Source organism: Burkholderia latens, from assembly GCF_902499045.1.
GTDB classification, from domain to species: domain Bacteria; phylum Pseudomonadota; class Gammaproteobacteria; order Burkholderiales; family Burkholderiaceae; genus Burkholderia; species Burkholderia latens.
The window spans coordinates 18,952-35,462 of record NZ_CABVPL010000026.1 but is presented as its reverse complement, the minus strand read 5'-3'; the positions used below and the strand labels follow the sequence as shown (position 1 = coordinate 35,462).

17 protein-coding genes are annotated in these 16,511 nt (G+C 67.3%); 11 read left to right on the top strand and 6 right to left on the bottom strand.

Features of this window, described 5'->3' with window-relative positions; translation table 11 throughout:
• Positions 1–6: 6 nt before the first annotated feature.
• A complete protein-coding gene (mgrA, locus tag BSE24067_RS18410; RefSeq protein WP_151067637.1) occupies positions 7–1,050 on the bottom strand; it encodes an L-glyceraldehyde 3-phosphate reductase in 1,044 nt (347 codons plus the stop codon).
• 183 nt (positions 1,051–1,233) lie between these two features.
• Here mgrA and BSE24067_RS18405 point away from each other — a divergent pair, with 183 nt between their 5' ends.
• Positions 1,234–1,440, top strand: coding sequence for a DUF3185 family protein (locus BSE24067_RS18405; RefSeq protein ID WP_124614369.1), 207 nt, complete (start codon positions 1,234–1,236; stop codon positions 1,438–1,440).
• A 156-nt stretch (positions 1,441–1,596) separates the two neighbouring features.
• Here BSE24067_RS18405 and BSE24067_RS18400 read toward each other — a convergent pair whose 3' ends face one another.
• Positions 1,597–2,370, bottom strand: coding sequence for a phytanoyl-CoA dioxygenase family protein (locus tag BSE24067_RS18400; protein WP_151067635.1), 774 nt, complete (start codon positions 2,368–2,370; stop codon positions 1,597–1,599).
• A 353-nt stretch (positions 2,371–2,723) separates the two neighbouring features.
• Here BSE24067_RS18400 and BSE24067_RS18395 point away from each other — a divergent pair, with 353 nt between their 5' ends.
• A complete protein-coding gene (locus tag BSE24067_RS18395) occupies positions 2,724–3,065 on the top strand; it encodes a hypothetical protein (RefSeq protein ID WP_151067633.1) in 342 nt (113 codons plus the stop codon).
• 113 nt (positions 3,066–3,178) lie between these two features.
• On the opposite strand, the gene metK is transcribed toward BSE24067_RS18395, so the two are convergent.
• Positions 3,179–4,366, bottom strand: coding sequence for a methionine adenosyltransferase (gene metK / locus BSE24067_RS18390; RefSeq protein ID WP_151067631.1), 1,188 nt, complete (start codon positions 4,364–4,366; stop codon positions 3,179–3,181).
• A gap of 265 nt (positions 4,367–4,631) precedes the next feature.
• Between metK and lpxL the strand changes: the two genes are divergently transcribed.
• The 9 genes from lpxL (at position 4,632) to hslU (ending at position 14,032) form a co-directional block, all read left to right on the top strand.
• The gene (gene lpxL / locus BSE24067_RS18385; protein ID WP_151067630.1) at positions 4,632–5,516 is read left to right on the top strand and encodes a lauroyl acyltransferase LpxL; all 885 of its coding nucleotides are present in this window, start codon (positions 4,632–4,634) and stop codon (positions 5,514–5,516) included.
• Between the two features lie 320 nt (positions 5,517–5,836).
• A complete protein-coding gene (gene dapF / locus BSE24067_RS18380; RefSeq protein ID WP_151067628.1) occupies positions 5,837–6,706 on the top strand; it encodes a diaminopimelate epimerase in 870 nt (289 codons plus the stop codon).
• Positions 6,707–6,745: 39 nt separating this feature from the next.
• Complete coding sequence (locus BSE24067_RS18375) at positions 6,746–7,471, top strand: DUF484 family protein (protein ID WP_174904819.1); 726 nt, start codon at positions 6,746–6,748, stop codon at positions 7,469–7,471.
• A gap of 10 nt (positions 7,472–7,481) precedes the next feature.
• Complete coding sequence (gene xerC / locus BSE24067_RS18370) at positions 7,482–8,402, top strand: tyrosine recombinase XerC (RefSeq protein WP_151068622.1); 921 nt, start codon at positions 7,482–7,484, stop codon at positions 8,400–8,402.
• Positions 8,403–8,478: 76 nt separating this feature from the next.
• Positions 8,479–9,693, top strand: a complete 1,215-nt coding sequence (locus tag BSE24067_RS18365) for a class I SAM-dependent rRNA methyltransferase (protein WP_151068623.1) — start codon at positions 8,479–8,481, stop codon at positions 9,691–9,693.
• Between the two features lie 229 nt (positions 9,694–9,922).
• Entirely contained in the window at positions 9,923–10,999 is a 1,077-nt protein-coding gene (locus BSE24067_RS18360; RefSeq protein WP_151068624.1) for a CobW family GTP-binding protein, read from the top strand.
• A 487-nt stretch (positions 11,000–11,486) separates the two neighbouring features.
• The gene (gene dksA / locus BSE24067_RS18355) at positions 11,487–11,903 is read left to right on the top strand and encodes an RNA polymerase-binding protein DksA (protein ID WP_009690247.1); all 417 of its coding nucleotides are present in this window, start codon (positions 11,487–11,489) and stop codon (positions 11,901–11,903) included.
• A 238-nt stretch (positions 11,904–12,141) separates the two neighbouring features.
• The gene (hslV, locus tag BSE24067_RS18350) at positions 12,142–12,678 is read left to right on the top strand and encodes an ATP-dependent protease subunit HslV (RefSeq protein ID WP_151068625.1); all 537 of its coding nucleotides are present in this window, start codon (positions 12,142–12,144) and stop codon (positions 12,676–12,678) included.
• A gap of 10 nt (positions 12,679–12,688) precedes the next feature.
• Complete coding sequence (hslU, locus tag BSE24067_RS18345) at positions 12,689–14,032, top strand: ATP-dependent protease ATPase subunit HslU (protein WP_151068626.1); 1,344 nt, start codon at positions 12,689–12,691, stop codon at positions 14,030–14,032.
• A 90-nt stretch (positions 14,033–14,122) separates the two neighbouring features.
• Here hslU and BSE24067_RS18340 read toward each other — a convergent pair whose 3' ends face one another.
• From BSE24067_RS18340 to BSE24067_RS18330, 3 genes are all read right to left on the bottom strand, one after another.
• Positions 14,123–14,665: a response regulator transcription factor gene (locus tag BSE24067_RS18340; protein WP_006755258.1), complete on the bottom strand. Its 543-nt coding sequence runs from the start codon at positions 14,663–14,665 to the stop codon at positions 14,123–14,125.
• A 13-nt stretch (positions 14,666–14,678) separates the two neighbouring features.
• Positions 14,679–16,061, bottom strand: coding sequence for an ATP-binding protein (locus tag BSE24067_RS18335; protein ID WP_174904818.1), 1,383 nt, complete (start codon positions 16,059–16,061; stop codon positions 14,679–14,681).
• Positions 16,062–16,173: 112 nt separating this feature from the next.
• The gene (locus BSE24067_RS18330; protein ID WP_151064508.1) at positions 16,174–16,398 is read right to left on the bottom strand and encodes a cysteine-rich CWC family protein; all 225 of its coding nucleotides are present in this window, start codon (positions 16,396–16,398) and stop codon (positions 16,174–16,176) included.
• Between the last annotated feature and the right edge of the window lie 113 nt (positions 16,399–16,511).

Genomic DNA, 16,511 nt, shown 5'->3' with positions numbered 1-16,511 from the left:
TGCCGATCAGATCGCCTGATCGGTGGACGGCTTTTCCCACAGATTGATGCCGCCTTCGGTCGCGTGGCGATCGATCTCCGCGAGCTCGTCGGCCGAGAATTCGAGGTTCTTCAGCGCGCCGACGTTTTCGCGCACCTGCTCCGCCCGGCTCGCGCCGATCAATGCGGACGTCACGCGGCCACCGCGCAACACCCACGCGAGCGCCATCTGCGCGAGGCTCTGCCCGCGGCGCTCGGCGATACCGTTGAGCTTGCGCACATGCTCGAGGTTGTCCGCGCTCAGGTGATCCTGCTTCAGCGAACCGCCGCCCGGCTTGTTCACGCGCGCATCGGCCGGCACGCCGTTCAGGTATTTCGACGTCAACAGCCCCTGCGCGAGCGGCGTGAACGCGATGCTGCCCGTGCCGATCTCGTCGAGCGTATCCAGCAGCTCGTGCTCGATCCAGCGGTTCAGCATGTTGTACGACGGCTGGTGAATCAGCAGCGGCACCTTGTATTGCGCGAGCAACTCGGCCATCTCGCGCGTCTTCGCGGCCGAATACGACGAGATCCCGATATACAGCGCCTTGCCCTGCTGCACCGCCGACGCGAGCGCGCCGGCCGTTTCCTCGAGCGGCGTGTGCGCGTCGAAGCGGTGCGAATAGAAGATGTCGACGTAGTCGAGGCCCATCCGCTGCAGGCTCTGATCGAGGCTCGCGAGCACGTACTTGCGCGAGCCGCCGCCGCTGCCGTACGGCCCGGGCCACATGTCCCAGCCCGCCTTCGTCGAGATCAGCAGTTCGTCGCGGTACGGCCGGAAATCCTCCTTCAGCAACCGGCCGAAATTGATTTCGGCGCTACCGTACGGCGGCCCGTAGTTGTTCGCGAGGTCGAAGTGATTGATGCCGAGATCGAACGCGGTGCGCAGGATGTCGCGCTGCGTGTCGATCGGCGTCGAGTCGCCGAAGTTGTGCCACAGGCCGAGCGACAGCGCGGGCAGTTTGAGCCCGGATTTGCCGCAGGTGCGGTATTGCATGTCGGCGTAACGTTCGGTAGCTGCTTCGTAGGCCATGGATCGGTTCCGTCAGGACGTCGGGGAGGGGACGCGCGCCGCACGCGAACATCGCGCGCCGGCGGCGAGGAAACGTACGACGGCTATGGTAGCGAACGTCGCGCAACCGCGCACGGCCATGGACGCGACCGCGCGCGTCGCCTACACTGCGGCGTCTCGAATCACCGTTACAGCGAGGTTGGTATGTCCCGGGTCATCTCGGTTGCACTGCTCGTCGGCGGCGTCGTGCTGCTGTATTTCGGCGGCCAGTCGTTCCATTCGATCAACGACAACGTGTCGCGCTTCTTCACCGGCTCGCCCGCCACGAAGACGATCCTGCTGATCGCCGGCGGCGCCGTCGCGTTGCTGATCGGGCTGATCGGCCTCGCGATGCCGGCCAACAAGCGCTGATCGCGCAGCCGCGCGCCGCACGACGCGTGCCTGCAGCGCGCGATGCGGGCGCGCAAGACGCAACGGGCGGCCGAGGCCGCCCGTTTCTCTTCATCCGTCCGTCCGGCGGCAATGCCGCATCGCGCAACCGATACGGCCGCGCCGCAGGAACCGCTGCTAGAACTGCACTTCCGGCTTCGATGCCGAACGCGTGCCCGGCACCGGCCGGTTGCTGACGCCGTGATACGTGTAGACCAGAGAGAATTTCACCTGATCCGAGCGGTTCTGCCCGGCCGAATGCAGCGTGTTGCAGTGGAAGAACACGACGTCGCCCGTGTGCAGCGGCGGGCAGGTCGCCGCATCGATCATCTTGCGGTTCTCCGGCAGATCGCTGCGGAAGAACTTCGCGTCGTCGAACGCTTCGGGCCCGAATTCGGCCGTGTGCGAGCCCGGCACCAGCCACAGCGCACCGTTCTCGTTCGTTTCCGGGCCGAGCGCGAGCCACACCGACACCATGTCCGGGCGTTCGAACGACCAGTAGCGGAAGTCGCGATGCCAGCCCGTCAGGCTGCCGTACGCCGGGTGCTTCGTCATCATGCAGTTGTGATGCGCGCGCGACAGCACCGGCTGTTCGCCGAAGTATTCGCGCATCCACGCACCGATTTCGGGTGCGATCGCGCGCTCGGCAAACGCAGGATCGCGCGTATACGCGTCCAGCAGCCGCCGCACCGTATGGCCGCCCGGCGCATGCTTCGATTCGGGCGCGCCCGGATAGCGCAAATCCGCCTCGAACTCGATCGGCTCCGCCGCTTCCTGCAACTGGCGCTCCGCGATCTGCTTGAGCGTCGCGCACTGCGCTTCGCCGACGAGGCCGCGCGCGACGACGAAACCGCGTTCGCGCAATTCCGCGACTTGCGCGCGGATCGATTCCGACTGCAATGGAGACGACATGGGATGCCAGGCGTTTATTGTGTGAATGTGACGATTGTAAATCGGCGCCCGATACCGCGAACAGCACCATTGTCGTGCGCAGGGGCATGCCAATCGCGAATTTGATCTGGCGCAAGGGAACTGTGCGGCGCCGCGCGAGCCTCAGCGACAGGCGGTATGCGGCCACTCGCTTGCGGCACGAGGGTTTATCGCGACTTTTGCGCGTCATGAATCCCCTGTAGCCTGTCCCGGCCTGTCAATTCTGGCGGGCGCGGCGCGCAACGACATTCGGTAAGATTCGTTGCGTCATCCGAGGCCGTTCATACCAGTGCGTTCTTCAAGGGCGCCATCCATACAAGCGAAGCATCGTTCACATGCCATTCCGTCTGACTTCCCGTCTCAGCCGCGCAGCCCAGCGCGTCGTGCCGTCCGCTCCCGCCCGCCCGCTGCGCCATCACCGCGCGCGCACGCAGGCGCTCGCCGAGCACACGCATGCGCACAGCCGGCTGGACGGCATCCGCGCGTGGTTCCACGCGTTCTTCTCGATGATGAGCGCGCAGGCGTTCGCCCGCCGCGCCGGGCTGCGCTCGCTGCTGCAGAAGCCGTCGTCGCTGCGCGCGCTCGCGCTGCGCCGCACGCTCGGCCCGCAGCGCCGCGTCAACCGCCCGCGCCGCCTCGCGGCGAGCAACGGGTGGTTCGGGTTCGGCGCGCGTTGAGGCTTCCCCGGCGGGTCGCCCCCCACCGCCGTCGTGATCGTCGGCATCTCGCGACGCGAGACGCGTAAAAAAACCCCGGCATGCCGGGGTTTTTCATTTCAGGCGGACGACGCTTACGCGACGCGTGCCGTGGGCTCCACGCCTGCCGCTTCGGCCAGCGCGAGCGCCTTGTCGGTCGCTTCCCACGAGAATTCCGGCTCTTCGCGGCCGAAGTGACCGTAAGCGGCCGTCTTCTCGTAGATCGGGCGCAGCAGGTCGAGCATCTTGATGATGCCCTTCGGACGCAGGTCGAAATGCTCGCGCACGAGCTTCGTGATCACCGCATCCGACACGCGGCCCGTGCCGAACGTGTTCACCATCACCGAGGTCGGCTCGGCGACGCCGATCGCGTACGACACCTGGATCAGCGCGCGCGATGCGAGGCCTGCGGCGACGATGTTCTTCGCGACGTAGCGGCCCGCATACGCTGCCGAACGGTCGACCTTCGACGGATCCTTGCCCGAGAACGCGCCCCCGCCGTGCGGCGCGGCGCCGCCGTACGTATCGACGATGATCTTGCGGCCCGTCAGGCCGCAGTCGCCCTGCGGGCCGCCGATCACGAACCGGCCGGTCGGGTTCACCAGGAACTTGATGTCGCCCTTGATCAGCTCGGCCGGCAGCGTCGGCTTGATGATTTCCTCGATCACGGCTTCGCGCAGCGCCGGCAGTTCGATGTCCGGTGCATGCTGCGTGGACAGCACGACGGTGTCGATCGAATGGGGCTTGCCGTCGACGTAGCGGACGGTGACCTGCGACTTCGCGTCCGGACGCAGCCACTGCAGGCGGCCGTCGCGGCGCAGGCTCGCCTGGCGCTCGACGAGACGGTGCGACAGGTAGATCGGCAGCGGCATCAGTTCCGGCGTTTCGTCGCATGCGTAACCGAACATCAGGCCCTGGTCGCCCGCGCCTTGATCGAGGTTGTCGTCATGCGCGCGGTCGACGCCTTGCGCGATGTCCGGCGACTGCTTGTCGTACGCGACGAGCACCGCGCAACCCTTGTAGTCGATGCCGTAGTCGGTGTTGTCGTAGCCGATGCGCTTGATGGTGTCGCGCGCGATCTGGATGTAGTCGATGTTGGCCGTCGTGGTGATTTCGCCGGCCAGCACGACGAGACCCGTGTTGCACAGCGTTTCGGCCGCAACGCGCGAATATTTGTCCTGCTCGAGGATGGCGTCGAGAATCGCGTCCGAGATCTGGTCCGCGACCTTGTCCGGATGGCCTTCGGAGACGGATTCGGACGTGAAGAGATAATCGTTTGCCACTTTTTCAGGCTCCTGTGTGGTTACGGTTGGTTTCACGTAGCCAGCTTCGTTGGGCCTGAAGCGGCGACGCTTTAGCGGATTACCAGGACCGGGCAGCGCGCTTCGCGCCAGCCGGCTTCGCCCCGCAAGTTGTCAGTTAACTCGGCGAAGCCCGTATTATAGCGGCTTTCGTGAATTGTCACAGAGCGCCGCCCGTGCTGCATCGTCCGCTGTTCCCCCCCCCTGTTCGCAACGTGCCGGCCAGCCGGCCCCACGGAGATTCCGCATGCTAGGCCGCCTCGGCACGCACCTCGCCATCGGCTTGCTGAAGCTGCTCGCCCTGCTGCCGTACGGTCTGACCGCGCGGTTCGGCGATGGCCTCGGCTGGCTGCTGTATCAGATTCCCAGCCGGCGAAAACGCATCGTACATATCAATCTGAAACTCTGCTTCCCCGACTGGAGCGACGAGCGGCGCGAGGAAGTGGCGGGCCTGCATTTCCGCCATGCGATCCGCAGCTACGTGGAGCGCAGCGTCCAGTGGTTCGGCTCCGAGCGCAAGCTCGCGAAGCTGATCCAGGTCGACAGCGCGGTCGATCTCACCGATCCCGATCTGCCTCCGACGCTGTTTCTCGGCCTGCACTTCGTCGGCATCGAGGCCGGATCGATCTGGTTGAACCGGTCGCTGCAGCGCCGCTGCGGATCGCTGTACCAGCCGTTCTCGAATGCGGTGCTCGAGGAAGCAGCGAAGAAGGCACGCGGGCGCTTCGATGCCGAGATGGTCGGCCGCGCGGACAGCGCGCGCGTCGTGCTGCGCTGGCTGCGCGACCGCAAGCCGGTGATGCTCGGCGCGGACATGGACTATGGTCTGCGCAATTCGACATTCGTCCCGTTCTTCGGCGTGCCGGCGTGCACGCTGACGGCCGTCGGCCGGCTCGCGAAGACGGGCCGCGCGCAGGTCGTGCCGTTCATCGGCGAGGTGCTGCCGAACTACAAGGGTTATCGGCTGAAGGTGTTCAAGCCGTGGGACGACTACCCGACCGGCGACGACGATCTGGACGCGCGGCGGATGAACGAATTCCTCGAGGAACAGATTCCGCTGATGCCCGAGCAGTATTACTGGGTCCACAAGCGCTTCAAGACGCGCCCGCCCGGCGAACCGAGCCTCTACTGAGCAGCACCCGCGAGCGCGCCGTTATACGCGCGCCTGCGCTCCCGCCCATGCGAACCGCCGGTCCGCGACGTCCGTCGACCGGTCCGAAATGCAGGCCGGCCGCACCCTGAGCAACGCCCGCCGCCACTCCGGCGGTCCCCCCGTGCACATCGCCGTGCGCCACGCTGAGCGGCCACATCGCCCCGCCCGCGCGGGACGCCCCTGTCGGCTGCATGTATCATTTGCGGTTGAGATCAGCACGACGAACGGCGCCGCCCGCGAGGGCGACACACCGCGTTCGTCGAGCCGACCGCCTTGTTCGCCATGGAATTCCGGACCCAGTGAAACTCTCGTTCACCAAGATGCACGGCGCGGGCAACGACTTCGTCGTGCTCGACGGCTATTCGCGCGCGTTGCCGCCGCTCACCGACGCGCAGGTGCGCGCGCTCGCCAACCGACACTTCGGCATCGGCGCCGACCAGTTGCTGCTCGTCGAAAAGCCGACCGTCGACGGCGCGGATTTCAAATACCGGATCTTCAATTGCGACGGCGGCGAGGTCGAACACTGCGGCAACGGCGCACGCTGCTTCGTGAAATTCGTCAGCGACCGCGGGCTGACCGACAAGCGCAGCGTGCGCGTGCAGGTGATGAAGGGCCTGATCACGCTGACGATGCAGGACAACGGCGAAGTCGTCGTCGACATGGGCGCGCCCATGTTCGCGCCGGCGCAGGTGCCGTTCGACGCGGCGGGGCTCGACGGCCGCACGGAAGGGCGCGACACGCTGTGGCCGCTCGACGTCGGCGGCCAGACGCGCTGGATTTCGACCGTGTCGATGGGCAACCCGCACGCTGTGCAGGTGGTCGACGACGCCGAAGCGTACCCGGTGCTCGTCGAAGGCCCGCTGATCGAGCGCCACGCGCGCTTCCCGCAGCGCGTGAACGCCGGCTTCATGCAGATCGTGTCGCGCAACGAGGTGAAGCTGCGCGTGTACGAACGCGGCGCGGGCGAGACGCTCGCGTGCGGCACCGGCGCATGCGCCGCGGTGGCGGCCGGCATCCGGCGCGGCCTGCTCGATTCGCCGGTGATCGTGCACACGCACGGCGGTACGCTGACGATCGGCTGGGACGGCGCGCGCGACGAAACCGCCGCGCTGACGATGGCCGGGCCCGCCGCGACCGTATTCGAAGGCGAGATCGACCTGAACGTCTGACCCTTCAACGTCCTGATAACCGAAGAACGCTCCAGCCACATGAACGATCGCGAAGTCGCCGACTACCTGCTCGCCAATCCCGAATTCTTCGCGCAACACGCGGAACTGCTCGCGACGATCCGTCTCGCGAATCCGCACGGCAAGGCCGCGATCTCGCTGCAGGAGCGGCAGATGGAGATGCTGCGCGACAAGAACAAGCATCTCGAGCGCCGGCTCGCCGAGCTCGTGCGCTACGGCCACGAGAACGACAGCCTGTCCGCGAAGTTCAGCCGCTGGACCGCGCGGGTGATCGCGGAACGCGACCCGTACGCGCTGCCGCGCACGATCGCCGAAGGCATCGCCGACGTGTTCGACGTGCCGCAGACGGCATTGCGCGTATGGGACGTCGCCGACACGTATTCGCAGGCCGATTTCGCGCGCCAGGTCGGCGAGGAAGTGCGGCTGTTCACGAACGGGCTGTCGACGCCGTATTGCGGCGCGAACACCGGCTTCGAAGCGGCCCAGTGGCTCGCCCCCGCGGTCGCGGCGCCGGCCGCAACCGCAGCGGAAGGCGCCGAAGCCGCGCCGGCCGGCGACGGCGCGGCCGCGTCCGTTGCGCTGCTCGCGCTGCGCCCGCCGCTCGCCGGCAACGATGCGCCCGCGTTCGGACTGCTCGTGCTCGGCTCGCCCGATCCGCGCCGCTTCCACGACGGCATGGCGACCGATTTCCTCGCACAGATCGCGACGCTCGCGAGCGCCGCGCTCACGCGCCTGCTGCCGCACTGACGTCGCACCCATGACCGACGATCCGATCGCCGCCTACCTGTCGAACCTGAAGCACGTCAGGCAGCTGTCGGAGCACACGCTGCGCGCGTACACGCACGAGCTCGACGAACTGAAGAAGCTCGCCGCCGGCCGTCCGCTCGAAGCACTGACGGCCGCCGACATGCGCGGCGCGGTCGTGCGCGCGCACGCGGCCGGGCTGTCCGCGCGGTCGATCTCGCACCGGCTTTCCGCGTGGCGCGCGTTCTATCGCTGGCTCGCGCAGCGCATCGAGATGCCCGCGAATCCCGCCGCCGGGGTACGCGGGCCCAAACGCGAGAAATCGCTGCCCAAAGCGCTGTCCGTCGACGATGCGGTCGCACTCATGGATACGCCGCTGCCCGCAACGACCGAAGGCATCCGCGATCACGCGATCCTCGAGCTGTTCTATTCGTCGGGGCTGCGCCTCGCCGAACTGGTCGGGCTAGACGTCACGTACACGCAGGCCGACGGCTACCGCTCCGCCGGCTGGCTCGACCTCGCGGAAGCCGAAGTCACGGTGCGCGGCAAGGGCAACAAGGAGCGCAAGGTGCCGGTCGGCCGCAAGGCGATCGACGCGCTGAACGCGTGGCTCGCGGTGCGCGGCGAATTCGTGAAGCACGATCCGCATCCGCTGTTCGTGTCGGTGCGCGGCAACCGGATGGCGCCGGGCGTCGTGCGCGAGCGCGTGAAGCGCGCGGCGCTTGCCGCGGGCATTCCCGCCAACGTCCATCCGCACGTGCTGCGCCATTCGTTCGCGACGCACGTGCTGCAGTCGAGCGGCGACCTGCGCGCGGTGCAGGAACTGCTCGGCCACGCGAGCGTCGCCGCGACGCAGATCTACACGTCGCTCGACTTCCAGCATCTCGCGAAGATTTACGACAGCGCGCATCCGCGCGCGAAGAAGCGCGACTGACGCGCGTCCCGCATTCCCCCGCCGCGCGCGGCGGCCGGCCACGTTCGGCGCCGCCCGCGGCTCACTCGATCCGATCATGCAAACCGTCACACTGAAACCGTCCAAGGACAAATCGCTGCTGCGCCGGCATCCGTGGGTCTACGCCAATGCGATCGATCGCGTCGACGGCAAGCCCGCGCCCGGCGCGACCGTGGTCGTGCGCGCGCACGACGGCCGCTTCCTCGCGCGCGGCGCATACAGCCCGCAATCGCAGATCCGCGTGCGCGTGTGGAGCTTCGACGAGAACGAGCCGATCGATCATGCGTTCTTCAAGCGCCGCGTGCAGCGCGCGGTCGCGCACCGGACGACGATGGTGCACGGCACGGGTGCGGTGCGGCTCGTGTTCGGCGAAGCCGACGGGCTGCCGGGGCTGATCGTCGACTACTACATCGCGGACACGGCCGAACCGGGCGCCGCGCCGCGCGGCCAGCTCGTATGCCAGTTCATGGCCGCGGGCGTCGAAGCGTGGAAGGACGCGATCGTCGCGGCGCTGACCGGCGCGACCGGCTGCCCGAACGTGTACGAACGCTCGGACGTGTCGATCCGCGACAAGGAAGGACTCGAGCAGACGACCGGCGTGCTCGCGGGCGACGCACCGCCCGCGACGCTGATCGCGAACGAAAACGGCGTGCGTTATCACGTCGACGTGCCGAACGGCCACAAGACCGGCTTCTACGTCGACCAGCGCGACAACCGCGCGCTCGTCGCCCAATACGCCGACGGCCGCGACGTGCTCAACTGCTTCTGCTACACGGGCGGCTTCTCGCTCGCGGCGCTCAAGGGCGGCGCGAAGCGCGTGGTGTCGATCGACTCGTCGGGCGACGCGCTCGCGCTCGCGCAACAGAACGTCGTCGCAAACGGCTTCGACGCCGAACGCGCGACCTGGCTCGACGCGGACGCGTTCAAGACGCTGCGCCGCCTCGTCGACGAAGGCGAGCGTTTCGACCTGATCGTGCTCGATCCGCCGAAGTTCGCGCCGACGCGCGACAGCGTCGATCGCGCGGCCCGCGCATACAAGGACATCAACCTGAGCGGCTTCAAGCTGCTGCGTCCGGGCGGCCTGCTGTTCACGTACTCGTGCTCGGGCGCGATCGACATGGACCTGTTCCAGAAGATCGTCGCGGGCGCGGCCGCCGACGCGAAGGTCGACGCACGGATCCTGAAGCGCCTCGGCGCGGGCGTCGATCATCCGCTGCTGGCCGCGTTCCCGGAAGGCGAATATCTGAAGGGCCTGCTGTTGCAAATCGTCTGACCGCCCCGATCTAGACGCACACCCGCGTCCGCCGGCGCCATTGGCCCGATCGAAGCGCGTTGCGCGCGGCGGACCCGCGCTCGCCCCTGTCGTCCGAACGACGGGCACGGGCTTGACAGGTATGTTTCAATGGATGGTTGTGCGCCCCGGCCCGCGAGTCCTCGCGAGCCGACGGCGCGACGCACACATCCTGGTTTTGACCCCAATTCACGAACCACAGGCGACCGACATGGCCACTCCCGTCACCATCCTCACCGGCTTCCTCGGCAGCGGCAAGACGACGCTGCTCAAGCGCATTCTGAACGAACAGCACGGCATGAAGATCGCCGTGATCGAGAACGAATTCGGCGAGGAGAACATCGACAACGAGATCCTCGTCCAGGACACGAACGAGCAGATCATCCAGATGAGCAACGGCTGCATCTGCTGCACGATCCGCGGCGACCTCGCGCGCGCGCTCGGCGATCTGGCCGCGAAGAAGCGCGAAGGCAAGCTCGACTTCGACCGCATCGTGATCGAAACGACCGGCCTCGCGAACCCCGGCCCCGTCGCGCAGACCTTCTTCATCGACAGCGAGATCGCCGACGACTTCCTGCTCGACGCGATCATCACGCTGGTCGACGCGAAGCATGCGAACGCGCAGCTCGACGAACACGAGGTGGTGCAGCGCCAGGTCGGCTTCGCCGATCGCCTGTTCATCACGAAGTCGGACCTGGTGGACGACCAGGCCGTCGCCGCGCTCAAGCATCGGCTGCTGCACATGAACCCGAAGGCGACGATCAAGGTCGTGAACTTCGGCGAAGCGGACATCAAGGAAATCTTTGATCTGCGCGGCTTCAACCTGAACGCGAAGCTCGAGATCGATCCCGACTTCCTCGCCGAGGACGACCACGCGCATGCCCACCACGATCACGACCATGATCACGATCACGCCAATTGCGACCACGATCATGGCCAATGCGCGCACGATCACGACCACGGCCATCACCACCATCACGCGCACCACGACGACAAGATCAAGTCGTTCGTGTACCGCAACGACCGTCCGTTCGACCCGAACAAGCTGGAAGACTTCCTCGGTGGCATTCTGCAGATCTATGGGGAACGGATGCTGCGCTACAAGGGCGTGCTGTACATGAAGGGCGTGGACCGCAAGGTCGTGTTCCAGGGCGTGCACCAGATGATGGGCAGCGATCTGGCCGCGAAGTGGCTGCCGGCCGAGAAGAAGACCAACAAGATGGTGTTCATCGGCGTCGACCTGCCGCAGGACCTGATCACCGACGGACTCGACGCCTGCCTCGCCTGAGCGTTCGGGCGGCGCATGCGCCGCCGGCGCGGCCGCCTGCGCGGGCGGCCGCTGGCCCGTGGGCGGCGCCGTTGCCGGGCAGGGTTTCGCCGTCATCGCTTTTTCGCGATTTGCGCGTTATATTTTCTAGATATTGGCGCAGCCGACGGGGATCGACCCGATACGGCGCCCGCTTGCGATTCAGTTACAATACGTGCCCGCTGGAGTACGGCAATAACAGGCCCGGTTCTTGCAGAACCATTACCCGGGCATCGCAACCGCGCCGGATCGCCCATCCGCCACCGGCCGCGGCCGATGCGATCTGCCGCGCAGCACCGGTTCGCCGCGCGCGGATCCGCGCCAGGCCTATCCTGGTATTTGAGAACCGGTTTTCCAGAGGCTTTCGGCCCCGCAGCGGCAAATCGCAAGTGATTGCAAGTGCAGTTGCGGGTAATCCCAAAGTGCGGGCAATATCTACTGATTTGCCGCACATTGAAGAAGCAAGCAGATGACGAAGAAACTCTTGACCGAAGCCGAAATCCTGAAGATGAGCGACAAGGATTACATGAATGAGGATCAGCTCGCCTTCTTCAAAAATCGGCTCGAACAGTTGCAGGCGGACATCCTCAAGAATGCAGGCCAGACGACCGAGAACCTGCGCGAGACCGTGATCGTCCCCGATCCCGCCGACCGCGCGACGATCGAGGAAGAGCACGCGCTCGAGCTGCGCACGCGCGATCGCGAACGCAAGCTCCTCAAGAAGGTTCAGCAGTCGCTCGCCCGCATCGAGTCCGGCGATTACGGCTGGTGCGAGGAAACCGGCGAACCGATCGGCATCCCGCGCCTGCTCGCGCGTCCGACGGCCACGCTGTCGCTCGAGGCGCAGGAGCGCCGCGAGCTGCGCCAGAAGCTGTTCGGCGACTGATCGAGCGGCATTCCGCTCCGACACGCTGCTTCCCGAAAGCGCGCGGCCTGCCGCGCGCTTTTTGTTTTTCCGGCGCCGGTCCCCGGCCCGCCGGCCGATTTGCATCGCCCTCTTGATATCCCGGCGCCCGCCCTAAAATGAAACGGACGCGCGCCGGGCCGCTCCCCGGCGCGCTCCGGATTCACGCGGCGGCGCGTCGCGCCGCCCGACTCTTCCCCGATTTTCTCAAGGAACGCAGATGGAGCAATTTCACGGCACGACCATCGTTTCGGTCCGCCGCGGCGACAAGGTCGCGCTCGGCGGCGACGGCCAGGTAACGCTCGGCAACATCGTCATGAAGGGTGGCGCGCGGAAAGTGCGGCGGATCTACAACAACCAGGTACTGGTCGGATTCGCGGGCGGCACCGCCGATGCGTTCTCGCTGCTCGATCGCTTCGAGGCGAAGCTCGAGAAGCACCAGGGCAACCTGACCCGCGCGGCCGTCGAGCTCGCAAAGGACTGGCGCACCGACCGGATGCTGCGCCGCCTCGAGGCGATGCTGATCACGGCCGATGCCAGCACCACGCTCGTGATCACCGGCAACGGCGACGTGCTCGACCCGGAAGGCGGGATCTGCGCAATCGGCTCGGGCGGTGCATACGCGCAGGCCGCGGCCCGCGCGCTCGCGGAGAACACCGAGCTGTCGCCGCGCGAAATCGTCGAGAAATCGCTCGAGATCGCCGGCGACATGTGCATCTACACGAACCACAACCGCATCATCGAAACGATCGAGTAAGGACCGCCCCATGAGCACCATGACCCCTGCCGAGATCGTCTCGGAACTCGACAAGCACATCATCGGCCAGGCCAACGCGAAGAAGGCCGTCGCGGTCGCGCTGCGCAACCGCTGGCGCCGCCAGCAGGTCGCGGAGCCGCTGCGCCAGGAAATCACGCCGAAGAACATCCTGATGATCGGGCCGACGGGCGTCGGCAAGACCGAAATCGCACGCCGCCTCGCGAAGCTCGCCGACGCGCCGTTCATCAAGATCGAAGCGACCAAGTTCACCGAGGTCGGCTACGTCGGCCGCGACGTCGACAGCATCGTGCGCGACCTGATCGAGATCTCGGTCAAGCAGACGCGCGAAGCCGAGATGCGCAAGGTGCGCAGCAAGGCGACCGACCAGGCCGAAGACCGGATCCTCGACATCCTGCTGCCGCAGCCGCGCGCGGTCGGCTTCGGCGGCAACGCCGAGCACGCGAACGACGACAACAACGCGACGCGCCAGACGTTCCGCAAGCGCCTGCGCGAAGGCCAGCTCGACGACAAGGAAGTCGAGCTCGACCTCGAGCAGCCGTCGGTCGGCATGGACATCATGGCGCCGCCGGGAATGGAGGAAATGACCGAGCAGATCCGCTCGATGTTCTCGAACCTCGGCAGCGGCAAGAAGCAGCGCCGCAAGGTGAAGATCAAGGAAGCGCTGAAGCTGCTGACCGACGAGGAAGCGGCGAAGATGCTGAACGAAGAGGAAGTGAAGACGAAGGCCGTGCAGAACGTCGAGCAGAACGGCATCGTGTTCCTCGACGAGATCGACAAGATCACGTCGCGCAACAACGAAGGCAGCGGCGGCGAAGTGTCGCGCCAGGGCGTGCAGCGCGACCTGCTGCCGCTCGTCGAGGGCACGACCGTCAACACGAAGTACGGGATGGTGAAGACCGATCACATCCTGTTCATCGCGAGCGGCGCATTCCACCTCGCGAAGCCGAGCGACCTGATTCCGGAACTGCAGGGCCGCTTCCCGATCCGTGTCGAGCTCGACTCGCTGTCGGTCAACGACTTCGAAGCGATCCTCGTCGCGACCGACGCGAGCCTCGTCAAGCAGTATCAGGCGCTGCTGGCCACCGAAGACGTGCAGCTCGAATTCGCGGAAGACGGCATCCGCCGCCTCGCCGAGATCGCCTACGCGGTCAACGAAAAGACGGAGAACATCGGTGCGCGCCGGTTGTACACGGTGATCGAGAAGCTGCTCGAGGAAGTGTCGTTCTCGGCCGGCAACCACGCCGGCGAGCGCGTGACGATCGACGCGCCGTATGTCGACCGTGCGCTCGGCGAAGTGTCGCAGGACGAGGACCTGTCGCGCTACGTGCTGTAACGCGCGCGGCGTCGGATCACGGACGGGCGGCCCCTTCGCCGGGGGCCGCCCGTTTTTGTTGGTGCGGGCGACGGCCGCGGCCGGCGCCGCTTACTGGCGAACCGGCTTCTTCGCGAGCTTGCGCTGCAGCGTGCGGCGGTGCATGTTCAGTGCGCGCGCCGTTGCCGAGATGTTGTTGTTGTTTTCCGCGAGCACGCGCTGGATGTGCTCCCATTCGAGCCGGTCCACCGACAGCACGACCGGATTCTCGAGCGCCTCGTCGGCCTGCACTTCGCTCGCGTTGGTCTGCAGCGCGGCGAGGATCGACTCGACGTTCGCGGGCTTCGCGAGATAGTTGTCGGCGCCTTCTTTCACGGCCTGCACGGCGGTCGCGATGCTCGCGTAGCCGGTCAGCACGAGAATCCGCGCGTCGGGCTGCAGGTCGCACAGCGGCGCGATCAGGCTCAGCCCCGAATCCTCGCCGAGATGCAGGTCGACGGTGATGAACTGGAACTTGCCGCCTGCCGCAAGCCGCAGCGCCGCTTCCTTGTCGTGCGCCTGCTGGACCGCGTAGCCGCGGCGCTCGAGGCCGCGCGCGAGCGTGCCCGCGAACACCTCGTTGTCGTCGATCACCAGGAAATTGTTCTCGCTCATGTGGTTTCTCCGTCTACGTGTTGGTTGAGGCGGCCGGCGCCGTCATGCGCACCACCGGCAGGCGCAGCACCGCGCGTGTGCCGCGGCCGGGCGCGCCTGCCGCGCGGGTGTCCGGCGCGGCTGCCCGTTCGGTCGCTCGCTGCGCCGCCGCGGCGGCGTGACCGTTCGCACCGCCGGCCGCCGCACGCGGCGTGACATCGGACAGCTCGATCTCGCCGCCCAGCCGCACGGCCGCACTGAACGCGAGGTACAGGCCGACCCCGTGCCCGCCCTGCGTACTGTCGACCGGCATCGCGCCGAGCGATTCGCGCAACGCGGCCGGAATGCCTGGGCCATCGTCGCATACTTCGAATTCGATCTGGTCACCCCCTCGCTCGCCGTGCGCGAGCTTCGCGGCCAGCGTCACGCGGTGCGGGCTCGCGCGCGCGGCGTTGTCGAGCAGGATCGTCAGGATCTGGCCGGCCGCCACCGTATCGTCGAGCGCGACGCCCGACGGGCGCGCGCCCAGCAGCTCGAACTGCACGTGCGGATGCCGCAGGCGCCAGTGCTCGACGAACGTGTCGAGCCAGTCGTCCACCGGCTGGCGGCTCGCCGGCGCGCTCGCGCGGCTGCGCAGACGCGCGAGCGCCGACGTGCAGAGCGTCATCTGCTCTTCCAGCACCTTCAGGTCGGCCTCGTAGCGCGCGAGCCCCGGATCGGCGCGTGCCGCGTCGCGCAGCTCTTCCGTGAGCATCGCGATCGTCGACAGCGGCGTGCCCATCTCGTGCGCGACGGTCGCGGCCTGCACGCCGAGCGCGACCGCCCGCTCGTCGCGCAGCAGATGCGCCTGCGCTTCGCCGAGCGCCGCATCGCGCTGGCGCAGCGCGTTCGACATGCGCGCGACGAACCACGCGATCAGCCCGACGCTGACCATGAAGTTCACCCACATCCCGGTGCGGTAGTAGTCGAACAGGTTCGCCGGGTTGTCCATGTTGAGCGGCACCGAGTCGAAGCCGAGCGCCGCGTAGCAGGCGACGGCGAACGCCGCGAGCCAGATCATCAGGTGCCACGGCAGCACGGCCGCGGCGATCGCGAGCGACGGCAGGTACAGCGACACGAACGGGTTGGTCGTGCCGCCCGACAGGAACAGCAGCGCCGACAGCGCGCCGAGGTCGACCCACAGCTGGCCGAGCAGCTCGAAATTGGTCTCGGGCCGCGCGCGCAGCACGCGCACCCAGGTCAGCGCATTGAAGACGATTTCGAGCGCGATGACCATCAGCATCGCCGGCAACGGCAGGTGCACGCCGAAATACGTCTGCACGACGCCGATCGTGACGAGCTGGCCGATGATCGCGAGATTGCGCAGCCAGAACAGGTGGCTGAGGTTGACGCGGCCGGTGGTGGTGATTCTTTGCATCCGGGCAGTTTACCCGTTTAGCGCCCGGCGCCTCCACCGGGGGCCGGATCGGACCGGAAGAACGGGCAACGGGGCGCGGCTGCGCCGCGCCCGGCGGCACGGGCCTGCACCGTCAGCCGGCCGCGCCGGCCAGGCGCTGCGCGAGTTCGTCGGCCAGGCACTCCGGGCAAAGGCAGCGCTCGCCGGCCGCCGGCGGCGGGCCGCCGGGCAAGGCCGGCATCGACGCACACCAACAGTCGAATGGCTGCGTGCCGGCGCCGCAGTCAAAGCCGCGCCCGCAGTGCGGGCAACGCGCGCGGTGCGGGGTCGAATGGGCGTCGGCGGCGGAATCGGTCATGGCTCGAGCGCGAAGGCGGGCGTGGACGTCACCCTACGCGACTAGCATAGCGCGGCGCACGGATTTTGCACGCCGGCCGTCCGGCCAATGGGTGCCGCGAACGCGCCGTGCGG

Bases quoted from the DNA above. Each gene is read 5' to 3' on its own strand.
- mgrA (WP_151067637.1), bottom strand. From the start codon at position 1,050: ATGGCCTACGAAGCAGCTACCGAACGTTACGCCGACATGCAATACCGC.
- BSE24067_RS18405 (WP_124614369.1), top strand. From the start codon at position 1,234: ATGTCCCGGGTCATCTCGGTTGCACTGCTCGTCGGCGGCGTCGTGCTG.
- BSE24067_RS18400 (WP_151067635.1), bottom strand. From the start codon at position 2,370: ATGTCGTCTCCATTGCAGTCGGAATCGATCCGCGCGCAAGTCGCGGAA.
- BSE24067_RS18395 (WP_151067633.1), top strand. From the start codon at position 2,724: ATGCCATTCCGTCTGACTTCCCGTCTCAGCCGCGCAGCCCAGCGCGTC.
- lpxL (WP_151067630.1), top strand. From the start codon at position 4,632: ATGCTAGGCCGCCTCGGCACGCACCTCGCCATCGGCTTGCTGAAGCTG.
- BSE24067_RS18375 (WP_174904819.1), top strand. From the start codon at position 6,746: ATGAACGATCGCGAAGTCGCCGACTACCTGCTCGCCAATCCCGAATTC.
- xerC (WP_151068622.1), top strand. From the start codon at position 7,482: ATGACCGACGATCCGATCGCCGCCTACCTGTCGAACCTGAAGCACGTC.
- BSE24067_RS18365 (WP_151068623.1), top strand. From the start codon at position 8,479: ATGCAAACCGTCACACTGAAACCGTCCAAGGACAAATCGCTGCTGCGC.
- BSE24067_RS18360 (WP_151068624.1), top strand. From the start codon at position 9,923: ATGGCCACTCCCGTCACCATCCTCACCGGCTTCCTCGGCAGCGGCAAG.
- dksA (WP_009690247.1), top strand. From the start codon at position 11,487: ATGACGAAGAAACTCTTGACCGAAGCCGAAATCCTGAAGATGAGCGAC.
- hslV (WP_151068625.1), top strand. From the start codon at position 12,142: ATGGAGCAATTTCACGGCACGACCATCGTTTCGGTCCGCCGCGGCGAC.
- hslU (WP_151068626.1), top strand. From the start codon at position 12,689: ATGAGCACCATGACCCCTGCCGAGATCGTCTCGGAACTCGACAAGCAC.
- BSE24067_RS18340 (WP_006755258.1), bottom strand. From the start codon at position 14,665: ATGAGCGAGAACAATTTCCTGGTGATCGACGACAACGAGGTGTTCGCG.
- BSE24067_RS18335 (WP_174904818.1), bottom strand. From the start codon at position 16,061: ATGCAAAGAATCACCACCACCGGCCGCGTCAACCTCAGCCACCTGTTC.
- BSE24067_RS18330 (WP_151064508.1), bottom strand. From the start codon at position 16,398: ATGACCGATTCCGCCGCCGACGCCCATTCGACCCCGCACCGCGCGCGT.